Annotated in this window: 20 protein-coding genes; 13 read left to right on the top strand and 7 right to left on the bottom strand. The window is 70.8% G+C overall.

What is annotated here, in order from left to right; all coding sequences use genetic code 11:
• The first annotated feature begins 106 nt into the window (after window positions 1–106).
• Complete coding sequence (locus tag NE857_RS29065) at window positions 107–2,302, top strand: serine/threonine-protein kinase (protein ID WP_254418509.1); 2,196 nt, start codon at window positions 107–109, stop codon at window positions 2,300–2,302.
• A gap of 82 nt (window positions 2,303–2,384) precedes the next feature.
• Here the strand turns inward: NE857_RS29065 and NE857_RS29060 are convergent, their stop codons facing one another.
• Complete coding sequence (locus NE857_RS29060) at window positions 2,385–4,592, bottom strand: S9 family peptidase (RefSeq protein WP_254418508.1); 2,208 nt, start codon at window positions 4,590–4,592, stop codon at window positions 2,385–2,387.
• A 127-nt stretch (window positions 4,593–4,719) separates the two neighbouring features.
• Between NE857_RS29060 and mshB the strand changes: the two genes are divergently transcribed.
• Together mshB and NE857_RS29050 are read left to right on the top strand one after the other, a co-directional pair.
• Window positions 4,720–5,586 (top strand): N-acetyl-1-D-myo-inositol-2-amino-2-deoxy-alpha-D-glucopyranoside deacetylase, encoded by an 867-nt coding sequence (gene mshB / locus NE857_RS29055; protein ID WP_254418507.1) that lies wholly within the window; start codon window positions 4,720–4,722, stop codon window positions 5,584–5,586.
• A gap of 51 nt (window positions 5,587–5,637) precedes the next feature.
• Entirely contained in the window at window positions 5,638–6,111 is a 474-nt protein-coding gene (locus tag NE857_RS29050; protein ID WP_254418506.1) for a hypothetical protein, read from the top strand.
• Between the two features lie 13 nt (window positions 6,112–6,124).
• On the opposite strand, the gene NE857_RS29045 is transcribed toward NE857_RS29050, so the two are convergent.
• The 3 genes from NE857_RS29045 to NE857_RS29035 form a co-directional block, all read right to left on the bottom strand.
• Complete coding sequence (locus tag NE857_RS29045) at window positions 6,125–7,162, bottom strand: site-2 protease family protein (RefSeq protein WP_254418505.1); 1,038 nt, start codon at window positions 7,160–7,162, stop codon at window positions 6,125–6,127.
• A gap of 71 nt (window positions 7,163–7,233) precedes the next feature.
• On the bottom strand, window positions 7,234–8,595 hold the full coding sequence (locus NE857_RS29040) for a hypothetical protein (protein WP_254418504.1): 1,362 nt from the start codon (window positions 8,593–8,595) through the stop codon (window positions 7,234–7,236).
• Window positions 8,596–8,898: 303 nt separating this feature from the next.
• Window positions 8,899–9,156 carry a putative acetyltransferase gene (locus tag NE857_RS29035; RefSeq protein ID WP_254418503.1) on the bottom strand — a complete coding sequence of 86 codons (258 nt, stop codon included), beginning with the start codon at window positions 9,154–9,156 and terminating at the stop codon, window positions 8,899–8,901.
• Window positions 9,157–9,340: 184 nt separating this feature from the next.
• Here NE857_RS29035 and fdxA point away from each other — a divergent pair, with 184 nt between their 5' ends.
• Both fdxA and dapC read left to right on the top strand, forming a co-directional pair.
• Entirely contained in the window at window positions 9,341–9,661 is a 321-nt protein-coding gene (gene fdxA, locus NE857_RS29030) for a ferredoxin (protein ID WP_014908468.1), read from the top strand.
• 200 nt (window positions 9,662–9,861) lie between these two features.
• Complete coding sequence (gene dapC / locus NE857_RS29025; protein WP_254418502.1) at window positions 9,862–10,971, top strand: succinyldiaminopimelate transaminase; 1,110 nt, start codon at window positions 9,862–9,864, stop codon at window positions 10,969–10,971.
• Window positions 10,972–12,095: 1,124 nt separating this feature from the next.
• Here dapC and NE857_RS29020 read toward each other — a convergent pair.
• Window positions 12,096–12,983 (bottom strand): hypothetical protein, encoded by an 888-nt coding sequence (locus NE857_RS29020; protein ID WP_254418501.1) that lies wholly within the window; start codon window positions 12,981–12,983, stop codon window positions 12,096–12,098.
• A 210-nt stretch (window positions 12,984–13,193) separates the two neighbouring features.
• Between NE857_RS29020 and NE857_RS29015 the strand changes: the two genes are divergently transcribed.
• The 3 genes from NE857_RS29015 (at window position 13,194) to NE857_RS29005 (ending at window position 16,115) form a co-directional block, all read left to right on the top strand.
• Entirely contained in the window at window positions 13,194–14,030 is an 837-nt protein-coding gene (locus NE857_RS29015; RefSeq protein WP_017582828.1) for a 2,3,4,5-tetrahydropyridine-2,6-dicarboxylate N-succinyltransferase, read from the top strand.
• 132 nt (window positions 14,031–14,162) lie between these two features.
• Window positions 14,163–15,227 (top strand): succinyl-diaminopimelate desuccinylase, encoded by a 1,065-nt coding sequence (gene dapE / locus NE857_RS29010; RefSeq protein ID WP_254418500.1) that lies wholly within the window; start codon window positions 14,163–14,165, stop codon window positions 15,225–15,227.
• Window positions 15,228–15,338: 111 nt separating this feature from the next.
• Window positions 15,339–16,115 carry an LOG family protein gene (locus tag NE857_RS29005; protein WP_254418499.1) on the top strand — a complete coding sequence of 259 codons (777 nt, stop codon included), beginning with the start codon at window positions 15,339–15,341 and terminating at the stop codon, window positions 16,113–16,115.
• 19 nt (window positions 16,116–16,134) lie between these two features.
• On the opposite strand, the gene NE857_RS29000 is transcribed toward NE857_RS29005, so the two are convergent.
• Window positions 16,135–16,530: a hypothetical protein gene (locus NE857_RS29000; protein ID WP_425572071.1), complete on the bottom strand. Its 396-nt coding sequence runs from the start codon at window positions 16,528–16,530 to the stop codon at window positions 16,135–16,137.
• Window positions 16,531–16,593: 63 nt separating this feature from the next.
• Between NE857_RS29000 and NE857_RS28995 the strand changes: the two genes are divergently transcribed.
• The 4 genes from NE857_RS28995 (at window position 16,594) to NE857_RS28980 (ending at window position 20,045) form a co-directional block, all read left to right on the top strand.
• Complete coding sequence (locus NE857_RS28995; protein ID WP_254418497.1) at window positions 16,594–17,121, top strand: hypothetical protein; 528 nt, start codon at window positions 16,594–16,596, stop codon at window positions 17,119–17,121.
• Between the two features lie 186 nt (window positions 17,122–17,307).
• The gene (locus NE857_RS28990) at window positions 17,308–17,892 is read left to right on the top strand and encodes a hypothetical protein (RefSeq protein WP_254418496.1); all 585 of its coding nucleotides are present in this window, start codon (window positions 17,308–17,310) and stop codon (window positions 17,890–17,892) included.
• 383 nt (window positions 17,893–18,275) lie between these two features.
• The gene (locus tag NE857_RS28985; RefSeq protein ID WP_014909697.1) at window positions 18,276–18,443 is read left to right on the top strand and encodes a DUF3117 domain-containing protein; all 168 of its coding nucleotides are present in this window, start codon (window positions 18,276–18,278) and stop codon (window positions 18,441–18,443) included.
• 111 nt (window positions 18,444–18,554) lie between these two features.
• A complete protein-coding gene (locus NE857_RS28980) occupies window positions 18,555–20,045 on the top strand; it encodes a leucyl aminopeptidase (protein WP_254418495.1) in 1,491 nt (496 codons plus the stop codon).
• Window positions 20,046–20,133: 88 nt separating this feature from the next.
• On the opposite strand, the gene NE857_RS28975 is transcribed toward NE857_RS28980, so the two are convergent.
• Entirely contained in the window at window positions 20,134–20,724 is a 591-nt protein-coding gene (locus NE857_RS28975) for an O-methyltransferase (protein ID WP_254422133.1), read from the bottom strand.
• A 353-nt stretch (window positions 20,725–21,077) separates the two neighbouring features.
• On the opposite strand from NE857_RS28975, the gene sigE reads away from it, so the two are divergent.
• Window positions 21,078–21,710, top strand: coding sequence for an RNA polymerase sigma factor SigE (gene sigE, locus NE857_RS28970; RefSeq protein WP_026116896.1), 633 nt, complete (start codon window positions 21,078–21,080; stop codon window positions 21,708–21,710).

The raw sequence follows: 21,710 nt of genomic DNA, 5'->3' as shown, positions 1-21,710 counted from the left end.
AGAACTTCTGCGGTGACGGAGGGCTCACACGGGGCGAACACATGGAACTCCGTATCGGCCCAGCACTCCAGTCCCCCCAGCATCCCCAGTATCGGGAAAGGTAACGATGAGCACGTCCCCCACCCCGGCCGAGGGGCCCGTCCCCCCGCCGCACCCCGACCCCGCAGGGGAGTCAGACCACACACCGGGCCCGCCCTCCGGGCCCGGTCTGCCGCCCGGCCTTGATCCGCTGACCGAGAGCGATCCCCGCCAGATCGGCATCTTCAGGCTGGTGGGCCGGATCGGGGCCGGGGGTATGGGTGTGGTGTACGCGGCCCTGGATCCCGGTGGCACCTGCATCGCGCTCAAGACCGTGCACGCGAAGTACGCGGACCGCCCCGGGCACCGGGAGGCGTTCGCCCGCGAGGTGCAGATGCTGCGCCGGGCCGATGGGATCAGTACCGCCCGGCTCCACGGCGCGGATCCGTCGGCGCCGGTGCCGTGGTTGGCCTTCGACTACGTGCCCGGGCGGGACCTGAACCGTCATGTGCGCGAGTTCGGGCCGCTGTCCGGGGACATGCTGCGCACGTTCGCCTTGGGTATGGCCGAAGGGCTGGCCACCCTGCACTCGGCGGGGATCGCGCACCGCGACATCAAGCCGGGCAACGTCATCCTGGCTCCGGGCGGGCCGAAGATCGTGGACTTCGGGATCGCGGTCGAGATCGGCACCGACCCGGAACAGGACGCGTCGGCTTCCTATGGAACTCCGGGTTGGTCGGCGCCTGAGCGTTATACGGGTGCCGCCGCCGATCCGGCGGCGGATGTGTTCGCCTGGGGTGGTCTGGTGACCCTGGCCGCCACCGGTCGGGCGCCCTTCGGTTCGGGGAGCGCGGTGGAGTTGGCCGCCCGGGTTCAGGCGGGTGATCACAACGTCGAGGGGGTTCCCGAGGATCTGCTGCCTTTGGTGGAGCGGGCGCTGTCGGTGGCCGCGGCCGACCGTCCCTCCGCGGTCGATCTGCTGACCGAGCTGCTGCCGCCCATCACGGTGGAGACCGAGCTCCACGCCGGAGCGGTGCCTGACCGTACTCGTACGCAGCGGGTGTTGCGCGGGATGCTGGCGGATTACTGGCGTGGTGTGGACTCGGCCGGGCATGACCCGGCCCGTTGGGCTGCCGCTCTGGGAGCTGCTTCGGCGGTGGGCCTGGGTGTGGTCGGCGCAGGCACCCTGGGTTCCGGAGCAGCGGGTTCCGGAGCAGCTGGTGCAGGGGCCGCTTCGGGGATGGCCACCGCCGGCACCGCCGGAACCGCCGGAACCGCCGGTGGCGCCGCGAGTGCGGCCGGTGGGGCGACCAGCATGGCCGCTGGGGCAGGAACCGGGGCTGCGAGTAGCGGCGGGATCCTCGGTGCCCTGACCGGGGTCAAGGGTGCCGTGGCCGTTCTGGGCACGCTGACGCTGATCGGCGGCGCGGCGGCGGCCGGAGCCTGGTACCTCCAAGACGACTCCCCAGCCGAGCAAACGGTGGCCACAGAGGAAGAAGAACCCGAGGAGGACGACACCCCCGCCATCGAAAGGGATCCGTCGGACGGCGCGGCCGTATTCGCCGAGGCCATCGTCCTCGCGTTGGAGGCCGACAGTTTCACCACCTACGAAGTCCCCAGCGACAACGTTCCGGGGTCTGCCCCAACGGTTCACCACCAGTACACGCAGGACCCCGAACCCTTGATGACGCAGGGCAATTTCCGGGGAGCGGGCGGGGAGGGCGTCCTCGCCAGTGGTGCAGACCTGGACGAGCACGTGTATTTCCTTGACATCCGGGAGGGCATCGGTTTCGCGTTCGACGATCCGACCGAACGTGATTACCGCCGGGAAGGCGTCGGTATCAATGTCAGCGACGACCCCCGAGCTGAATGGGAGAGCCTGTTCGACGTGTTCGAGGAGATTCTGGAACAGGGGGTGGACATCGAGTACACCGGCCAACTTGCCACGGACGAGTCCCCTCCCGAGTACTTGTTGGAAGGCGAACTCCGGACCCAGCTGAATCAGGGGTTCGCGGAGACCACCAGGGAGGGCCACCACTACACCGGCAGAGTGGTCCACGAGTTCAATAACTGGGCCGACCCCTGGGTTGTGGAGGCGGAGTTCGAGATCTGGATCTCCGACGAGGGATACCCGCTCCGCTATGGCCTTGAGGGGGTGACCGACGAATTCGACCTCGACGCGGACGGGGGAGGCGGGATGCTGACCTTCTTCCATACGGTGAGCTTCTACAACTTCAACCAGCCGGTCGAGATCAATGTCCCCGAAGAGGGCGAAATCGGCTAGGAGCCAGGCCGAGCTCCACCAGACGCACGCGGGTCCCGGCGCCTTTCTCCGGTGCCGGGACCCGCGTCGAACCTCCCCAGGGCTACGCGCCCCTGAGGTTCTCCTTCAGGAAGTCCACCTGCAACAGCAGCAGGTTCTCCGCCGTGACCGGGTCCGACGGGCTGTGGGTCACGCCCGCCAGCGGCAGCACCGTGTGCGGGCGGCCCGCGGCCAGCAGGGCCTCGGACATCCGCTGGGTGTGAGCGAAGACCACGTTGTCGTCGATCAGGCCGTGGACCAGCATCAGCGGCCGCTCCAGCTTGGCGGCGTCCGCCATCAGCGACGAGCTGGCGTACACCCGCGCCTGCTCCTGAGGGGTGCCCAGGTAGCGCTCGGTGTAGTGCGTGTCGTACAGCGACCAGTCGATCACCGGGGCACCGGCGACCGCCGCGTGGAACACGTCCGGGCGGCGCAGAACGGCCAGCGCCGCGAGGTAGCCGCCGAACGACCACCCGTGGATGCCGACCCGGGTCAGGTCCAGGCAGCCGAACCGCTCGGCCGCGTCCTCCAGCGCCGCCACCTGGTCCTCAAGGACCGGCTCGGCGAGGTCGTGGTGGACCGCCTGCTCGTAGGCCAGGCCCACACCCGGGGTGCCGCGCCCGTCCGCGATCAGGACCGCGAAGCCCTGCTCCGCGAACCACTGGGAGGACAGGAAGGCGCCGCGAGCGTTGAGCACCCGCTGGGCGTGCGGGCCGCCGTACGGGGCCATCAGCACCGGAAGCGGGTCCTCGCCCTCCCGGTACCAGGACGGCAGGATCAGCGCGGTCGGGATCTTCCGCTCCCCGGCCAGCCAGGTCTTCACACGCACGTCCGGGAGTTCCGGGGCCTCGGCGAGGCTCTCCACCTCACCGTGGGTGCGGCGGGTCTCGGTACTGGCGTTGCGCACCACCAGGGTCCGCACCCCGGTGAAGTCCAGCGAGCGGTGCTGCACCACCAGGGTGTCGCCGCGCAGCCGACCGGCGCGCACGCCGCCGTGGCCGTCGTCGGCACCGCCCGACTCCCCGAAACCGTCCGGCAGCTCCAGCGGGGCGCAGGTGCCCTGCCGGGTGTCGGCCAGCCACAGGGACACGTCCCCGGCCCGGCCGGCGGGGGAGCCGGAGAACAGCACCCGGTCGCCGTCCACGTCCACCACACCGCGCACGTACACGTCGGCAGCGCTCACGGCGCGATCGCCCACGTACACCCGGCGCTCGCCGTCGGTGCCGTCGCGGCCAATCCACACCAGTTCGCCCGACGCCGTGAACGCGGGCACGCCCGGCATGATCTCCACCCACACGCCGTCGCTCTCGGTGCGGATCTCGGAGACCAGCCCGGTCGCGGGGTCGGCGCTGAACAGGGTGAGGGTGCGCTGGTCGCGGCTCTGCGCGGTGAACACCAGGACCGGGTTGCCGTCCGGGCCGCTGGTCCAGTCCACGGTGGGCAGGTACGGCAGGGCCTCGCGGTCCCACTCGATCGGCGTGGGCTCGGTGCGACCGTCCCGCCGGTACTCGGTCGCCGAGGGCACCGGCAGTACGGCCAGCCGCACGTCCGGGTTGGCGGTACCGGCCGCCGGGTAGCGCAGCGGCTGCGGCTCCTGGCCGGGCTGGTTCGGGTCGCCGACGAACCAGCGGTTCACCTCGGACTCGTCCACCCGGCTGACCGCCAGCGAACGGCCGTCCGGAGCCCACCAGAAACCGCGCACCCGGTGCATCTCCTCGGCGGATACCAGGTCGGCCAGACCCCAGGTGACGTTCTCGCCGTCCGGCTCCACGAGCACGCGGTCCCGGTCCGGGTCGTCCTCGTCGGCGACGTCGATCACCCGGACCGCGCCCTTGTGCACGTAGGCCACCCGGTCACCGGCCGGGTTGATCCGCGGGTCCACGGCCGGGCTGGCCACCGGGAGCTCGCACGGGGCGCTGTCGTCGCCGACCAGGTCCACGTAGAACACCCGGCCGGACAGCGTGAACACCGCGCGGGTGAAGGCGTCGTCCACGGTATAGGAGACGATGCCGCCGCCGTGCTCGCGCATCCGCTCGCGGCGGGCCCGCTCCTCCGGGGGCAGGTTCTCGTCGTCGGCGCCGAGGGCCTTGGGGTCGGCGAGCACCGAAGCGGTGCCCGTCTCGGTGGAGTACGACCACAGACAGGTCGCCTTGTCGGTACCGCTGCGTCCGCGAAGGAAGGTGACGCGCTCCCCGTCCGGGGAGATCTGGAACGCGCGCGGGACTCCGATCGTGAAGCGCTGGGTTCGGGCCTGTTGGCGAGGAAAGCTCATACGCCGATTGTGTCCCATTCCACCCACCTGCCGCTCCCCGGTGCCGTGCCCGCCCCGCCGCCGTTCCGGCATGCCGATTCGGGTTTTTGGGCAGGGAAAAGCGCATCCGGACGGTATTGTTCGCTGCGTGATGGACAGGCGACTGATGATGGTTCACGCGCACCCGGACGACGAGAGCATCGTCACCGGTGCGACGCTGGCGAAGTACGCGGCCGAGGGGGCCGGGGTCACCCTGGTGACCTGCACGCTGGGCGAGGAGGGGGAGGTCATCCCGGGCGATCTCGCCCACCTGACCTCCGACCGCGAGGACACACTGGGCGAGTACCGGATCGGGGAGCTCGACAAGGCCTGCCTGGCTCTGGGCGTGCGCGACCACCGCTTCCTCGTCGGCCCCGGGCACTACCGGGACTCCGGGATGATGGGCGGCCCCACCAACGGGCACCCCGACGCGTTCTGGGGAGCGGACGTGGAGGAGGCGGCCAGGAGCCTGGCCGAGATCATCCGCGAGGTCCGCCCGCACGTGCTGGTCAGCTACGACGAACACGGCGGCTACGGTCACCCGGACCACATCCAGACCCACCGGGTCACCCGCTTGGCCTGCGCCAAGGCCAACGAGCGGGCCATGCCCGGCACGCCCTGGCAGGTCAGCAAGCTCTACGCGATCGCTCAGCCGGTCTCCCGGATCGAGGAGTCCATCGCGCGTCTCAACGAGGAGGCAGGCCCCTTCACACCGCCCGAGGAGGTGTCCGACATCGCGCGGGGCACCCCCGACGCGATCGTCACCACCCGGATCGACGCCACCGACCACTGGGCGGCCAAGGCCCTGGCCATGCGGGCGCACGCCACCCAGATCACCGTGGACGGGGAGCGGTTCGCGCTCTCCAACGACATAGCCCAGGAGATCGACGCCGTCGAGCACTACACCCTGCTGATGGGACCGCCGCCCAAAGCGGGGGAGGACGGCTACGAGACGGACCTCTTCGCCGGGCTGTGAGCCGAGGGGCTGTGACGCCGTCCCCTCCGGGAGCGCCTACCCTCGTCTTCCGTGACCACTCCTGAAACGGCCGCAGCGCCGCACAACAGCCCGAACCCGTTCGCGTCCGCGGCGATGACCGTGCTCTCCTTCGCGGTCCTGCTCTTCGCGGGAGCGGCCGTGGGGCTGATGTCCGGGTTCTCGATGGGCTGGGTCTCCCACTTCTGGGACCTGGGCCTGACCGTGCAGGTCGGGGGAGTGGCGGCGGTGGTCGCCTACCTGGTGGCGCTGTACGCGCTGTGCCGTCTCGCCGGTTGGGGCAGCCGCCGCCAGTCCGGAGCCCTGGGCTTCGCGGTCGGCTTCGTCGCGATGACGCTGGCGATGATCGGCTACACCGTCGGCGGCAGCATCGTGTTCTCCGGCAAGCCGGTGAACTACGTCTTCCTGTTCGGCTCCATGATCGCCCTGGCCGCCGGGGTGGTGCGCAGCTTCGTGCTGCCGCCGCGCACCACACCCCAGGCCCAGCCCCAGGTCTCGGGCGCCTAGCCGATTCTTGCGCCTACTCCCAGAACTGGAGCAGCAGCTTGCCGAGGAACATCATCCCGGTGGCGTTGTCGTTCGGCAGGAGCAGCTCGGACAGCGAGTAGACGGCGCTCTCGAACAGGTCCCGGACCACCGGCAGCCACAGCATCGCGAACACCGCGATGGAGCAGAACAGCCCGTTGGCTTTGGTGAACGCGGTCCACTCGGCGCCGCGGAAGGCGGCCAGGACGTGGTAGCCGTCCAGGCCCGGCAGCGGCAGCAGGTTGACGATCGCGCTGGTCAGGTTGGCGAAGACGAGGAAGGCCATCGCGGCGATCGCCCAGTTCACGCTGTCCTGGCCGGGCGGCACCAGCAAGGTGACGGTGACCGCCAGCACGGCCGCCATCAGCAGGCTGGCCAGCGGACCGGCCAGCGCCACCGCGATCCGGCGGCCGCGGCTCGGAATCCGCTCCCAGTCCACGTAGGTGGGCGGTCCGTTCAGGCCGAACCCGCCCAGTCCCAGGTACACCACCGGCAGCACCAGACCGCCGAAGGCCTCCCGGTAGGCGAACGGGTTGAGCCGCAGGTAGGCGCTACCGCGCAGGGAGCGGTCACCGGCGAGGTAGGCGGTCAGGGCGTGCGCGAACTCGTGCACGGCCACCGAGACGATCCACCCGATCAGGATCAGCAGCGGCGGGATCAACGGGGTGACCGCGGTGCCCTCCTCTGCCCAGTCCAGCTCCACGGCGCGCCAGGACAGCCAGCCCGCGAACCCGGCCAGGCCCAGCAGCAGCACGAAGATCGGGCTGGGCAGGAAGTCCGCCCAGCTCTCGGCACGCTCCTCCTCGGCCTTCTCCGCCTCGTCCTTCTCCTCACCGGACTTCGCCGCCTCGACACCGGAGCCGGACTCGGGCTCGGCGTCAGAGCCGGCACCGACCCCGGCGGCGTTCAGGGCGTCGTCGGGCATCTGCTCCCACGGGTCGGCGGCGCGCTTCTGGCCGGAGTCCGCGTTCTCGGGGTCCGGAACGGTCGCGTCGTCGGATTCCGCCTGCTGGGGCGGCTCGGGCGTGGGCATGGTGCTCCTGCTGGTCGCGGGTGGTTCGCGATCCAGGTTAGGCCCTGACGCGCACCCCTTCGCAGCGGGGCTCAGACCACCGCGCGCGGCGCCACCGCGGACTTGTGCAGGCAGGCCACCGCGAAGGCCCGACCGGCCGGGGTGAGTTCCCGGCGGCCGTCGCTGTCGTCCCCGGTGACCAGGCCGAGCGCCTCCAGCAGCCAGCCGACCGCCATCACCATCGCGCGCACCTGGTCCGAGGAGGTCTCGGCGGTGCGCCGGTGCGCGGCCGCGTGCCGGCCGGCGGCCACCGGCGGTTCCACCGGGCGCCATCCGGACTCGGTGAGCACCTGTTCGGCCGCCTCGGCGTCGGAGATCCCGCGCCGGGCGTGCGAGCCCAGCCCCTGCGGTGAGCGGGCCAGCAGCATGCCGAGCAAGGTCTCGGCGGCGGCCTGCTGGATGCCGCCGGTCCGGCACAGGGTCTCCGTGGCGGCCTGCCAGAGGGCGTCGGGGTCCTCGCGCAGCTGCTGGCCCCGGCGGGTCAGTTCGAGTCGGCGGCCGGACCGGCGCACGGCGCGCATGATGCGCAGCACCTGGTGCAGGGCGATGATCTGGGTGGCGTCGGTCTCGCTGCGCGGGGGTTCGGGGGTCGTGGACCAGCCGAAGTCCTCGCACATCTGCCGGACCACACCGGGGGAGATGTACCCGATCTGAGTGAGCGCGATCCCGTCCGCGGCCAGGTCCAGCAGCCGCTGCAGCGGCGCCATCGCGGCGTCCGAACCGCGCGGGACGTCCGCCCCGGCGATCACCTGGCCCACCAGCGGCCACAGCCGCTGCCGGTGCGGATGCGACGACGAGGACATCCAGGCGCGGACCCGTTCCTCGCGGATCCGGTCCAGGTGGCTGAGCCCGCGGTGGTCGGGCTGGGTGAGGAAGGAGCGGGCGAACCGCTCCTGGGCGGGGCGCCAGCCGCGCTTGCCGGGCCGGATGTCGCCGAGGGAGATGGCCAGTTCCAGGGCGGCCGCGGTCTCCCGGCGGGCGTGCAGCTCGACGTCGCCGACGGCGGTGCCCCAGGTGAGCTCGGGCAGGTCCGGGGGTTCCACCCCGGACTCCCACATGAGCCGCTCGTACATGGCCAGACCCGCGGTGTGGTCGGAGTCGTAGAGGGCGAGCAGGGTGGCGGTCTCGGGAGCTGAACAGACCCCGGCGTACCGGTACAGCTTGAGCAGCTGGAAGAGGTGGCACAGGGAACGCACCGTGAACAGGGAGTCGTCGGCGGAGTTCTGGAAGCGCATGGGCAGCTCGTACCAGCAGAAACGCTGCACGGAGTGCTGGTTGAGCCGCTGGATCTCACCGTCGGGGGCGAGGGTGCCCAGAGCCAGCCGTGCCATGTCGGCAGCCCGCTCGTCCCGCCGGGCCAGTTCGGCGAGTGCGGACGCGACCGCCTCCCTCATGATGGGCGTCACCTCCCCGCGTACCTCGTGCCCGGTCCGTCCAAGGGGTGGGACGGCCGGACTCGGTGCTTCGTTGTCCGCCCGAGGTCACGGTTGGGGGAACCACCGTGCCGGGGCTGAGCCTCTCCTACCCCGGAAAGGCCGAAGAATGCCAGCTTGCGGGTGCCGATGGGCACCCCTTCGCGACCCGCTGGGCGGGTCGTGTTCTTCACGTGGGCCGCAGTCGGGCCGTCTTTGCTGTTCGGAGGGCGGACACGTGTGCGCGCATCCCGCCCGTGTGCCCTGTGTTTCCCTCGTGCTGCCTCAGGGCGCCTGTGGGGGACGCCCGTCACGCCGCCGCGGGGGAACCGGGGGAACGACCCTGCTCGCGACGATGTCGGCCTCACGGACCTCCACCGTCGAGTCGTCCCTCCTGCGCAGCGTGAGCACGCCTTCGGCCCAGGACTCCACGACTCCGACGATATCGGTGAACCCGCCCTCGGGGTGGGTGATTCGCACGGATACCCGCTTGCCTAGGTCATTCGGCACGATCCTGTGGACCAATCGTCCCCGCAACTGCATGAAATCCGGCCCCCCGAGTGTGCGATGGGTGTTCTCCAGCGCCATACTAGGAGTACGACATCTGTGCCAATTGCTTGCAGAGCCCGGACCGGAGCCGACGCCCGCACGTCGGACCGGGTTCCGGAGATCTCTGAAGGTCCCCGCCTCCCCCGTGGGTAATCGGGGGTGAGACAAGGAGTACGACGTGACCTACGTCATCGCGCAGCCCTGTGTTGATGTGCTGGACAAGGCGTGCATTGACGAGTGCCCCGTGGACTGCATCTACGAGGGCGACCGCATGCTCTACATCCACCCGGACGAGTGCGTGGACTGCGGTGCGTGTGAGCCGGTCTGCCCGGTGGAGGCCATCTACTACGAGGACGACCTGCCCGAGCAGTGGTCCGAGTTCTACAAGGCGAACGTCGACTTCTTCGACGACCTCGGCTCTCCCGGCGGCGCTTCCAAGGTCGGCAAGATCGACCGCGACCACCCGATCGTCGCCAAGCTGCCTCCGCAGGCCGAGTAGCGGCGGTCCGCCACCGCATCCCCTTGGCGCAGAGGTTGCGTGGGTGTGAGGCCGAACAAGCGTGACGTGTCGCGCCGACCCCTGGCCGGGGGTCGGCGCGACGCTGTTGTGTGGGGCCCTTACACGCCCCCGGCGGCGCCCTGCCCGAGCAGGCAGTAATCAGGATGGCCAAGCAGTGATTCAGAATGGAGTGCGCACCGATGGGTGAACGTCGACCGGTGACCGATCGGCTCCCGACCTTCCCGTGGGACCGTCTGACGCCGTACAAGAAAACGGCCTCGGCCCACCCCGACGGCATCGTCGACCTCTCTGTGGGCACCCCCGTCGACCCGGTCCCCGACAACCTCCGCAAGGCCCTCGCGGACGCCGCGAACTCGCCCGGCTACCCGCTCACCTGGGGCACGCCCGAGCTGCGCGCGTCCATCCAGGGCTGGCTGGAGCGCCGCCACGGCGTGCGCGTCGCCGACGGCGCGGTGCTGCCCACCGTCGGCTCCAAGGAGCTGGTGGCCTGGCTGCCGACCCTGCTCGGCCTGGGCGCGGGCGACACCGTGGTCCACCCCGAGCTGGCCTACCCGACCTACGACGTCGGCGCGCGCGTCGCCGGGGCCACCCCGGTGCCCTCCGACGGCCTCACCTCGCTCGGCCCGGCCGACGTCAAGCTCGTGTGGGTGAACTCGCCAGGCAACCCGACCGGCCGCGTGCTGGGCGTCGACCACCTGCGCAAGGTCGTGGCCTGGGCCCGAGAGCGGGACGCGATCGTCGCCTCCGACGAGTGCTACCTCGACCTCGGCTGGGACGGCGCGGAGCCCGTGTCGATCCTGCACCCGGACGTGTGCGGAGACTCCCACGAGAACCTGCTGGCCGTGCACTCGCTGTCCAAGCGCTCGAACCTCGCCGGGTACCGCGCCGCCTTCGTCGCGGGCGATCCCGACCTGGTCGCCGAACTCCTCGCCGTGCGCAAGCACGCGGGCATGATCGTGCCCGCCCCGGTGCAGGCCGCCATGAAGGCCGCCCTGGACGACGACGCGCACGCCGCCGAGCAGAAGGAGCGCTACCGGGACCGCCGTGCCAAGCTGCGCACCGCCTTCGAACAGGCGGGCTGGCGCATCGAGCACTCGGACGCGGGCCTGTACCTGTGGGCCAGCCACCCCGACCACGACTCCTGGGGCGCCGTGGGCGCCCTGGCCGAGCGCGGCATGCTGGTCGCTCCGGGCGCGTTCTACGGCACCGCGGGCGACCGCCACGTGCGGGTGGCCTTCACCGCCACCGACGAGCGCGTGGACACCGCCGTCAAGCGTCTGTCCGAGTAACCCAGTGGCATGGACGGCCGGGTCCGAGGAAGATCGGACCCGGCCGAACCCGTTCCGGGGCCGTGCACGGCACGGATGCTGTTGGTTAATTCCGGGGTGGGGTCTGGGGTCTGGGGTCTGCGGTTCGGGTTTCGTTTCTGGTTGCGGTTCCCCCGTTTCCCGCCGCGTGAGTGTGGCCGTCTGCGCTGCTCGCGTCAAGGTCGTTCGTCCTCGCTTCGCTGCGGGCGCTCCACCTTGACCCGCTTCGCTGCGACGGCGGTGGGCGGCTATCGGGAAACGGGGGAGGTGTGGTCGGGGCGGCCCACGGGCCCCGAAGGGGCCCAAAGGGCCCAACTACCTCGGCCTTCGGTCGGTGCCCTCCACACCCCGGAGCGAAACGGCGGGGCGTGTCGCGGCCGGTCAAGGCGGGCAACGAAAAGCGGCAGCGAAGGCGGGAGCGCCCCCAGCCCAGAGCGGAACGCCTGGCCGTGTCGCGGCCGGTCACGCCTTCCCGCGAACCACAACCGCGCCCCGCCACCCCCGAGCCCGGTTTCGGCCCCTGTTTCGAAGATGATCTTGCTACCAGGAGCGAAATCAGCGCCGAACTTGCTTCTGGTAGCAAGATCACCGGGAATGAGGGGGTTTCGGAAGCAGCGGACAGCCCCAGGCGCAGGTTACGGACACCCTGGCTCGCCCAGGGCCAACACCACAGCGCTGAACCCCATCCTCACCGCCGCTTGTCCGATGGCACGAGTGACCGGCCGCGACACGCGGCCCGGTCCGCGCAGGCCTGGGGAAGGCACCGGCCGAAGGCCGAGGTAGTTGCCGTTGGGCCCCGACCACTCCTCTCCCGTTTCCCGACAGCCGCCAACCGCCGTCGCAGCGAAGCGGGTCAAGGTGGAGCGCCCCGATCCGGCGAAGCCGCGACGGCGACGACCTTGACGCGCGCAGCGCAGACGGCAACCATCAAGCGGCGGGAAACGGGGGAACCCCGCACCCGAACCCCAAGCCCCAGGCCGCGCACAGACCCCACCCCGGATGCCCTACCCGAGCCCGAGACAGAGAAGCCTCCCCATGTCAGCCTCTCCGCTTCTCCGTGCCCCAGCGCTGCGGATTCGCCAACAGCATCCGGCCCGGTTCCGGCCCTACCTCAGGACCACACGGCCGCCGGTGTGGTCGCCCTCGTCCTCCAGCTCGGCCCAGGCCTCGTCTCTGTCCATACCGTCGGAGGCCTCCCAGCGCTGGTCATCGTAGGTCACCGACGTGATCCCGTACTCCTCGGCGTGCACCACGGCCCACAGGGCCATCGCCCACCCCAGGTCTCCGGTCTGGCCGGCCTGGTCCGGGTCCACCGGAAGCTGCGCCGGATCGGTGCCGAAGACCCGTGCCATCTCCTCCTGGGCGCCCGCGACGTTCGCGTCCCCGGCCCGCATCGAGTCCAGGGTCTCCTCCTCGAACCAGCAGGTCACCGCGGGGCCGCTACGTCCGGTGAAGACCTCGGCCATCCGGGCGGACAGGCCCTCGTGCTGGTCGTAGGCGAACCCCTCGGCACTGCGCTGGACCGCCTGAGCGGCCTCGTAGACCGGCCGGTCCTCCCAGTTGTCGACCTCGACGAGCCTGTCGTAGAACGCCCTGCTGGCGAAGACCGGGTCCAGGATCTCGTCCGGTTCGCCCCACTCCTGGGAGGGGCGCTGCTGGAACAGGCCCAGGGAGTCCCGGTCGCCGTAGTCCACGTTGTAGAAGGTGGACTCCTGCCACACCGTGGCGTAGGCCACGGTCACCGCGTGCTCGGGCAGGTCGCGGCTGAAGGCCACCCCGCCCACGGTGCCCGCGTTCACGGCCTGGGCGATCTCCATCTCATAGCGCCCGTCGGTCAGCGCCAGACGGCAGCCCGGGTCGGGGCGTTCGCGGGTGTCCAGGGGCTCGAACGTGGTCAGCACGTAGTAGCCCCCGGCGACGAACAGGCCGCAGACGAAGGTGAGGATGAGGAGGATCTTGGCGAACGCGGAGAACTTCCGGCGTTTACTGGGCACGGGCGCACCAAGGGTCGATGACAGGTGGACCGCACCGTGTCCGGGCCCGAGGGGAGGACCGGGTCGGTGCGAGGGGCGTACCGGGCTCCTGTAGGAGGCGGTCCCGGGTGAGCCTCGGCGAAAGTGTAGTCGGCACCACGAACCCTCATAGGTACCCTGCGGGCGGGGCGTCGACCATCCACACCCTCGGAGCGGCTAACGTGGGTTCACATGACCAGCTCGTACACCAGTCCGCTGCCCGACCAGATCGACGAACTCTGGGAGCAGCGCTCCGAACTGACCCCCGGCCACACCGAGGCGCGTGAGATCATCACCGGCGCCATCGACCAGATCGACGAGGGCAAGGCCCGTGTGGCCTTCGTCGACCCCGCCACGGACAACGTGGTGGTCGACGAGCGCGCCAAGCGCTCCATCCTCCTCGGCTTCAAGGTCCTGGACATGAAGGAGTCGCAGGTCGGCGACTTCTACCACCACGACCGCATGCCGCTGAAGACCCGCTTCGACGGTGTCCGCGTCGTCGCGGGCGCCATCGCCCGCTGGGGCTCCTTCCTGGCCCCGGGCGTCGTGCTCATGCCGTCCTTCACCAACATCGGCGCCTACGTCGGCTCCGGCACCATGGTCGACACCTGGGCCACCGTCGGTTCCTGCGCGCAGGTCGGCGAGAACGTCCACCTGTCCGGTGGCGTGGGCGTCGGTGGCGTCCTGGAGCCCCCGCAGGCCTCCCCGGTGATCATCGAGGACGAGGCCTTCCTCGGCTCGCGCAGCATGGTCGTCGAGGGCGCCCGCGTCCGCAAGGGCGCCAAGCTCGGTGCGGGCACCATCCTCACCTCGTCCACGCGCGTCTTCGACGCCGAGACCGGTGCGGAACTGCCCCGCGGCGAGGCCCCGGCCTGGTCGGTGTGCGTCACCGCCAACCGGACCAAGAGCTTCCCCGGCGGCGACTTCGGTATGCCGGTGCTGCTGGTGCTCAAGCGTCTGGAGGAGGGGCAGGAGCACGACAAGCTCGCCCTGAACGACCTCCTGCGCGAGCACGGCGTCAACGCGTAAGGGATCACAGAACAACGAGCGGGGCGTCCTCCCAGCAGGGGAGGGCGCCCCCTTCGTCTGTTCTAAGGTGGCGAAGTGTTGCGTGCGTGCACGCACAGCCACCCACACACCTCACCGAAACGGGGCGACACCATGCTGGACCTGACCTCGGACGTGGCGGACCTGACCGCCGCCCTCGTGGACACCCGTTCCGAGAGCGGTGACGAGAAGGCCCTCGCCGACGCGGTCGAGAGCGCCCTGTCGGCACTGCCCCACCTGACCGTCACGCGCGACGGCGACGCCGTCGTGGCCCGCACGGAACTGGGCCGGGACCGCCGCGTGGTGATCGCCGGGCACCTCGACACCGTGCCGATCGTCGAGAACGTCCCCTCGCACGTGGACGGCGACCGCCTCTACGGCTGCGGCACCTCCGACATGAAGGCGGGCGTGGCCGTCCAGCTCAAGCTGGCCGCGCTGGTCGCCGAGCCGGTCCACGACGTCACCTACGTCTTCTACGACAACGAGGAGGTCGACGCCGTCCGCAACGGCCTCCTGCGCCTGAGCCGCAACCACCCGGAGTGGCTTGCCGGGGACTTCGCGATCCTGATGGAGCCAACGGACGGGGTGATCGAGGGCGGCTGCCAGGGCACGATGCGCGTGGACGTGAAGGCGTACGGCAAGCGCGCCCACAGCGCGCGCTCGTGGAAGGGCGAGAACGCCATCCACAAGGCGGGTGCCGTCCTGGACGTCCTGCGCGCCTACACGCCCCGCCAGCCTGAGGTGGAGGGCCTGACCTTCCACGAGGGCCTGAACGCGGTGTTCGTCGAGGGCGGCGTGGCCGGGAACGTCATTCCGGACGAGTGCGTGGTGCGGGTGAACTACCGCTACGCCCCGGACCTGACCCCGGCCGACGCCGAGGCCCACCTGCGCGAGGTGTTCGAGGGCTTCGAGGTCGAGGTCACCGACTCCTCCGCACCGGCCCGCCCCGGTCTGGACGACCCGTCCGCGGCGGCGTTCGTCACCGCGGTCGGGGAGGGCCAGGCTCGCGCCAAGTTGGGCTGGACCGACGTCTCGCGCTTCTCCGAACTGGGCGTGCCCGCGGTCAACTACGGCCCTGGCGACCCGATGCTCGCCCACACGCGCGACGAGTACGCGAGGATTCCGCAGATCCGCGAGGCCGAGGAGCGGATGGCTGCCTGGCTCACCGGCCTGCGCTGATCAGCTCTGACCTGCTCTGAGCTGCGCTGACCTGGTCTGACCGCTACCGGTCACCAGCGTGTCACGCGTCGTTCGGGTGTGAGATCGCCTCGGGTGGATAGCTTTACGGGCATGACGGAAGAAGAAGACGTGCGTCGCGCCGGACCGCTCACCTACCGTGGCCGCGCGATCCCCGACACCACGACCGACCAGCGGCTCCTCGACCGGCGAGGGCCCTCTGACTGGGTGCACACCGACCCCTGGCGGGTGCTGCGCATCCAGTCGGAGTTCGTGGAGGGCTTCGGGCTGCTGTCCGAGCTCCCCTCCGCGGTGAGCGTCTTCGGCTCGGCGCGGATCAAGCCCGGGACCGAGTACTACGAACTGGGCGTCGAGGTCGGCGCCAAGCTCGCCGCCGCCGGGTACGCCACCATCACCGGCGGCGGACCCGGGATGATGGAGGCCGCGAACAAGGGCGCTCAGCAGGCGGGCGGGCTGTCCGTGGGGCTCGGCATCGAGCTGCCGTTCGAGCAGTCGCTCAACCCCTACATCGACATGGGGATGACCTTCCGGTACTTCTTCGTCCGCAAGACGATGTTCGTGAAGTACTCGCAGGCCTTCGTGGTGCTTCCCGGCGGGTTCGGCACGCTCGACGAGCTGTTCGAGGCGATCACCCTGGTCCAGACCAAGAAGATCACCCGCTTCCCCGTGGTACTGATCGGCACCGAGTTCTGGGGTGGTCTGCGCGAGTGGGTGGAGGCGAGCCTGCTCAAGCACGGGCTGATCGCGGACACGGACATGGAGCTGCTCCACGTCACCGACGACCCGGACGAGGCCGTGCGCATCGTCCAGCAGGCGCACCTGCACATCGAGAACAAGTTCGAGCGCTCCGAGCCCGGCCCCTCCAGCTAGCTCGGCGTTGGACACCGAGCTAGGCGAGCCCCCGGCGCACGGCCGCGGGCGGGCGCTCGCCGCGCACCGACGCGACCATGTCCAGCGCCCGGCGGACCCGCTCCGGGTGGGCCGTGACGAACACACTCGCGCCCGCCCAGGCGTACACGGTGGCCAGCGCCACCTCCTCGGCGGCCTCGACCGGGACGGCGCCCGCGATCCCGGGCGGGGCCGGGGGCAGGTCCGTGCGCGGCTCCTGCCCGGCCGGCCGCGTGCAGCGGACCAGGACGGTGTGCCCCTCGGCGACCAGGCCCGACACCCGGGCCGCCGCTGGGCGGTGGCCCGCGTCCGCGGTCCAGGAACCCTCGGGGGCCGCCGCGGAGCTGTACTCGGGAACGGAGTCCGGGGTCAGGACTCGCAAGCGCGGATTCGACACCCGCCGAGTCTCCCACGCCACGCCACTCCCGGGGGAGGGCGGCGGTGTGGCACGATCGGAGCCGTGCCTATCTTCATCATGATCCTGGTCGCTGCGGCCGCGCTCGCCGTGCTCGTCGGCGTGGTCTACGTCGTGCTCGGCAAGGGTGGCCAGCTCGCCCGGTTCGAGGCCGACTTCCCGCCGCTGAACCTGCCCGAGGGGCGCCCGGTGGGCTCCCGTGACCTGGGCGGACTCCTGCTTCCCCTGTCCATGTGGGGCTACCACGTGCGCGCGGTCGACGAGCTGCTGGTCCGGCTCACCGGAACCCTGCGCGAGCGTGAGGAGCGGATCGAGGACCTGGAGTGGCGGTTGGCCCGCCTGGACCCGTCCTACGTCCCCCGGGGCACCGGCCCCCGACCCGGCTCGTACCTGCCGGGGGAGGGCGAGCTGCCCGCCGACCAGCCCGCCTCCGCCTCGAAGGTCGGGTCCGCCGAGGGAGCCGAGCCCTCCGCCGGCCTCCCTTCCGAGTCCGCCGCGGATACCTCAGCCGAAACCTCACCCCGGGCCGGCGACGCCACGGTCGGTGGCGGTAAACGCGACGACCAGGCCTGATCCCGCTTCGCCCGATCGGCGGCTCCCTCGCCGGGGCCCGGCGCATCCGGATCCCCTATGTCGTGCATCACATCCGATGTGTCGTTCTTGGTCGGATGTGGTGCGTTCAGTTGCTCTATTCTCGGTCGCTGTACATGCGTACCCCCGCTCCGCCGGAGCGGGTGGACCGTCGTGAGGATGGCGAGGATGGACACAGCAGCCGAACTCCGAGCGGGCTCAGAGGACGGGCACGGGAAATCCGCCACCCCGGTGCGTCAGATGTCCCTGTGGCCGCCGCCCCGCGCGACCAGGTACCGGGACAAGCGCCGCCGTCAGTTCACCAAGGTGACCGTGGCCGCGGCCGTCCTCCTGCTGCTCGGCGGCGGGGGCTTCGCGGCCTGGGCCTACCTGGACGGTTCCGGCGACGACGCCGTCACCACCGCGCCCGACCCCGACGAGTTCGTCGGATCGTGGTCGGGGCCGATGAGCCAGGTCGACACCGATGGCGAACCCGTCGCCGAATGGGACGCCGAGGTGCGCATCGAGGAGGGCGCCGAACGCGGCAGCACCACCTGGAGCACCTTCTCCTGCTCCGGAACACTGGAGCTGTCGGCGCGCGACGGCGACCGGCTGGTGTACTCCTACACCGAGATCTCCGACCCGGAAGACCGTTGCGTCGACGAGTCGGAACTAACCCTCTGGCCTGTTTCGGATGGCGGGGGCCTCAACGCGGAATGGTCCTCCGTGACCCGTGAGGGAACCAGGATGGTGTCCACCGGGACCCTGGGCTGAGCGCAGAAGGGGACGAAAGTCCCAGGTGGCGCCTTCGATCCGGCTGCCGGTCGACTTCCTGGTTTGACCCGCTGTCCTGCGGCAATAGTCCGTGCGGCCGCTCTTGCACCGCACGGGTTTCGGTCAAGACCGATATAACCTTACTGACCAACGATTCCTCGCTGCGGGAACGCACGGAGGTGGCCCGGCTGGCGCCCGGCGCACACCCATGGGTCAACCTCCGAGATAATGGGCGAAGAGTGATGCACGTCCCTTAAGTCACACGGGCGCGAGTCACGCGGAACCGGCCCACGGCTCCGAAGCCGAACCGTTCAGGCGGATCGGTGTCGGTGCTGTGGGTCGGCCCCGGCCATCTGCGAGGAACACCTAGAAAGGGGAATGGCATGGCGGCGATGAAGCCGAGGACCAGCGATGGGCCGATGGAGGTCACCAAGGAGGGTCGCGGCATCATCATGCGGGTCCCGCTCGAGGGCGGCGGCCGTCTCGTTGTGGAGCTCACTCCGGACGAGGCGACCGAGCTCCGGGACGCGCTCCAGGGCGTCGTCGGATAACCGGATACGACCCGTCCCCCACCTGGGCCGGAACGCCCTGACGACCCCCGAGGTTCCACACCTCCCACATGCGTGAACCTCCCGCAATGAGTGAACGATTGTGAGCGGCCTGTGCCATTCGCCACGGAGATCCACCCCGTACCGGGGACCCTCGCCGAATCCACCGCGGACCTGCTGGTCCTCCCCGTACTCACGGGCGAGGAAGGCCCCGAGGCGGTCGAAGGGGTCGCCGACGGCGGACTGACACAGGTCCTTCCCTCCCAGCTCGCGGACCTGTTCGCGCACTACGCGCTCACCGGCAAGCCCGGTGAGCTCGCCCAGTTCCCGGTGTCCCGGGACGGGGGCCTGGTCCGCCTGGCCCTTCTCGGAGTCGGTTCGGGCAGCCCCGACGACCTCCGGAAGGCGGGCGCCGCCCTCTCCCGGGCCGCACGGGGCAAGGAGCGTATCGCCCTCGCCTGGCCCGGTTCGGACGACGCGGCGGCCGCGGCCTTCGCCGAGGGCGCCCTGCTCGCCTCCTACACCTTCACGCTCAAGAGCGCCGAGGCCCCGGCGGACCAGCGGCCCGCACCCGTCATCGACGTCGTCGGCGACCCCGCGGCCCTGATCGAACCCCTCGCCCTGGGCAGCACCCTGGCCACGGCCACCGCCCTGGCCCGGGACCTGATCAACACCCCCTCGTTGACCAAGGACCCGGAGTGGATGGCCGCCCGGGCGCGTGAGGCGGCCGAGGACTCCGGCCTGACCGTGCGCGTGTGGGACGAGAAGGACCTGGAGAACGAGGGCTTCGGTGCGATCCTCGCGGTCGGCCAGGGCTCGTCCCGGCCGCCGCGGCTGGTCCAGCTGTCCTACACCCCGGAGAACCCCACCGGGCACGTCGTGCTGGTCGGCAAGGGCATCACCTTCGACACCGGTGGTCTCTCGCTCAAGCCCAACGACAACATGAAGCTCATGAAGACCGACATGAGCGGCTCGGCCATCGTGCTGGCCGTCCTGTCGGCCCTGGCCTCCGTGGGAGCGAACGTCAGGGTCACCGGCCTGCTCGCGCTGGCGGAGAACGCCTTCTCGGGTGACGCCACCCGTATCGGCGACGTCCTGACCACCTACACCGGCAAGACCGTCGAGGTGCTCAACTCCGACGCCGAGGGCCGCCTGGTCCTGGCCGACGCCATGGGCTACGCCAGCACCGAGCTCGCCCCGGACGTCCTGGTCGACGTCGCCACCCTGACCGGCGCCGCCAAGCTGGCCTTGGGCACCGGGATCGGCGCGCTCTACAGCACCGACGACTCCGTCGCGGCCGAGATCGAGGCCGCCGGCGAGGAGGCGGGCGAGCCGCTGTGGCGGATGCCGCTCACCGAGGACTACGTCCCCACCACCAAGTCCCGGGTGGCGGACCTGGCCAACATCGGCACCCGCGGCAAGGACTTCGGTCCGGCCGGGGCCACCGACGCGGCGCTGTTCCTGCGCGAGTTCACCGGCGACCTGCCCTGGGCCCACCTGGACATCGCCGGTCCGGGCCGGTCCATGCAGGAGAGCGGCCTGCTCACCAAGGGCGGTACCGCCTTCGCCACCCGAACCCTGCTGCGCTGGCTCGCCCGGAAGTAGGTGTTCGGGTCGCACGGACGACCAGCGGGCCCGGGGGGAAGACCTCTTCCATCCGGGCCCGCGGTAGGTCTGCGTACGCCCGTGGCGTTCAGGGGCGGATGGCGGCGAGCAGCCCTTCGCCCACCGGTACCAGCAGCGGGATGAAGGACTCGTCCTCGCGCATCCGCTGCATGACCTCGCGCACCGCGATCTCCGCCGGGCCGGGGACCCGCAGCGGGCCGTCGGGTTCGTCCGAGCCCACCATGACGTTGTTGAACACCACGACCCCGCCCGGCCGCAGCAGTCGCAGCGCCTCTTCCAGATAGGCCGGGTAGGAGACCTGGTCCGCGTCGACGGACACCATGTCGTAGCCGCCGTCGGTCAGCCGGGGCAGTACCTCCAGCGCCGTACCGCGGATCAGCCGGGCCCGGCCCGCGCCGAAACCGGCTCGGGCGAAGGCCGAACGCGCGTAGTCCTGGTAGGCGGCGTTGACGTCCACCGTCGTCAGGATCCCCTCCGGCACCATCCCCCGCAGCAGCCAGATCCCCGACGTCCCGCAGCCGGTGCCCACCTCCACCACCGAACGGGCAGCGATGGCGGCGCTGAGGAACCGCAGCGCCGCCCCCGTCGCGGCGTCCACGGGCGGTGCGGCGGCACGCACTCCCGCGTCGTAGGCGTCCGCCAGAGGTCCGTCGCCCATGGCGGACTGTTCGAACCGAGCCTGCTCGGTCCGGACCCACATGGTCCGGGCGACGCTCTCTTCTGCGCTGATGACGGCCTCCCAAGTCCTGCTGAATGTTGTGGCCAGGTGCTCTGACCGGGGGATCGTCACCCACCGTAGAATGGTGGTCGCGGCCAGGTATGTCCCTGCGCAAAAGACTAGCCTGATCCGGCCGGAACTCCGAGTGTGGCGGCGGGAACTTAATCGGCGTCCCCCGGCGTTGAATCGGGATGAACGCACGTTGATCGCCACGAAGTAAACTCCCCCCGAACCAACCCCCGTGGAGCGGATCGGCTTCGAGGCGAGACCAGCGGGACGAAGGGAGCAGCGCGGTGCCAGAGACCGGCCCTGCCGTTGAGTTCGAGGCATGGGAACCCCCGAGCTGGGAAGAGGTCGTGCGCGTCCACTCGCCGCGGGTCTACCGGCTGGCCTATCGCCTCACCGGGAACAAGCACGACGCCGAGGACCTCACCCAGGAGGTCTTCATCCGTGTGTTCCGCTCCCTCGCCAACTACACTCCCGGAACCTTCGAGGGGTGGCTGCACCGCATCACCACCAACCTCTTCCTCGACATGGCCCGGCGCAAGGCACGCATCCGTTTCGAGGGGCTGGCCGACAACGCCGACGAACGCCTGGAGGGCCGCGAGCCCTCGCCCGCCCAGCGCTACGACGACCGGCACTTCGACGCTGACATCCAGAGCGCACTGGACGCCCTGCCCGCCGAGTTCCGCGCCCCCGTCGTGCTGTGCGACATCGAGGGGCTCTCCTACGAGGAGATCGCGGCCACACTCGACGTCAAGCTCGGTACCGTACGCAGCCGGATCCACCGAGGCAGGGCCCAGCTCCGCCGCGCCCTGGAGCACCGCAGGTCCCTGGCGGCCCAGGCCCTGAACGGCGGTCAGGACGGCGCCCAGAGCATGACCCGGGGCGGCGGAACCGACGTGATGCACGGGGAGGCGGAGTGA

It is taken from the genome of Nocardiopsis exhalans, from assembly GCF_024134545.1.
GTDB classification, from domain to species: Bacteria; Actinomycetota; Actinomycetes; order Streptosporangiales; family Streptosporangiaceae; genus Nocardiopsis; species Nocardiopsis exhalans.
Note: the sequence above shows the minus strand (reverse complement) of the source record. Positions and strands in the feature narration are given on the sequence as shown.

Bases quoted from the DNA above. Each gene is read 5' to 3' on its own strand.
- NE857_RS29065 (WP_254418509.1), top strand. From the start codon at position 107: ATGAGCACGTCCCCCACCCCGGCCGAGGGGCCCGTCCCCCCGCCGCAC.
- NE857_RS29060 (WP_254418508.1), bottom strand. From the start codon at position 4,592: ATGAGCTTTCCTCGCCAACAGGCCCGAACCCAGCGCTTCACGATCGGA.
- NE857_RS29045 (WP_254418505.1), bottom strand. From the start codon at position 7,162: ATGCCCACGCCCGAGCCGCCCCAGCAGGCGGAATCCGACGACGCGACC.
- NE857_RS29040 (WP_254418504.1), bottom strand. From the start codon at position 8,595: ATGAGGGAGGCGGTCGCGTCCGCACTCGCCGAACTGGCCCGGCGGGAC.
- NE857_RS29035 (WP_254418503.1), bottom strand. From the start codon at position 9,156: ATGCAGTTGCGGGGACGATTGGTCCACAGGATCGTGCCGAATGACCTA.
- dapC (WP_254418502.1), top strand. From the start codon at position 9,862: ATGGGTGAACGTCGACCGGTGACCGATCGGCTCCCGACCTTCCCGTGG.
- NE857_RS29015 (WP_017582828.1), top strand. From the start codon at position 13,194: ATGACCAGCTCGTACACCAGTCCGCTGCCCGACCAGATCGACGAACTC.
- dapE (WP_254418500.1), top strand. From the start codon at position 14,163: ATGCTGGACCTGACCTCGGACGTGGCGGACCTGACCGCCGCCCTCGTG.
- NE857_RS29005 (WP_254418499.1), top strand. From the start codon at position 15,339: ATGACGGAAGAAGAAGACGTGCGTCGCGCCGGACCGCTCACCTACCGT.
- NE857_RS28990 (WP_254418496.1), top strand. From the start codon at position 17,308: ATGGACACAGCAGCCGAACTCCGAGCGGGCTCAGAGGACGGGCACGGG.
- NE857_RS28985 (WP_014909697.1), top strand. From the start codon at position 18,276: ATGGCGGCGATGAAGCCGAGGACCAGCGATGGGCCGATGGAGGTCACC.
- NE857_RS28975 (WP_254422133.1), bottom strand. From the start codon at position 20,724: ATGGGCGACGGACCTCTGGCGGACGCCTACGACGCGGGAGTGCGTGCC.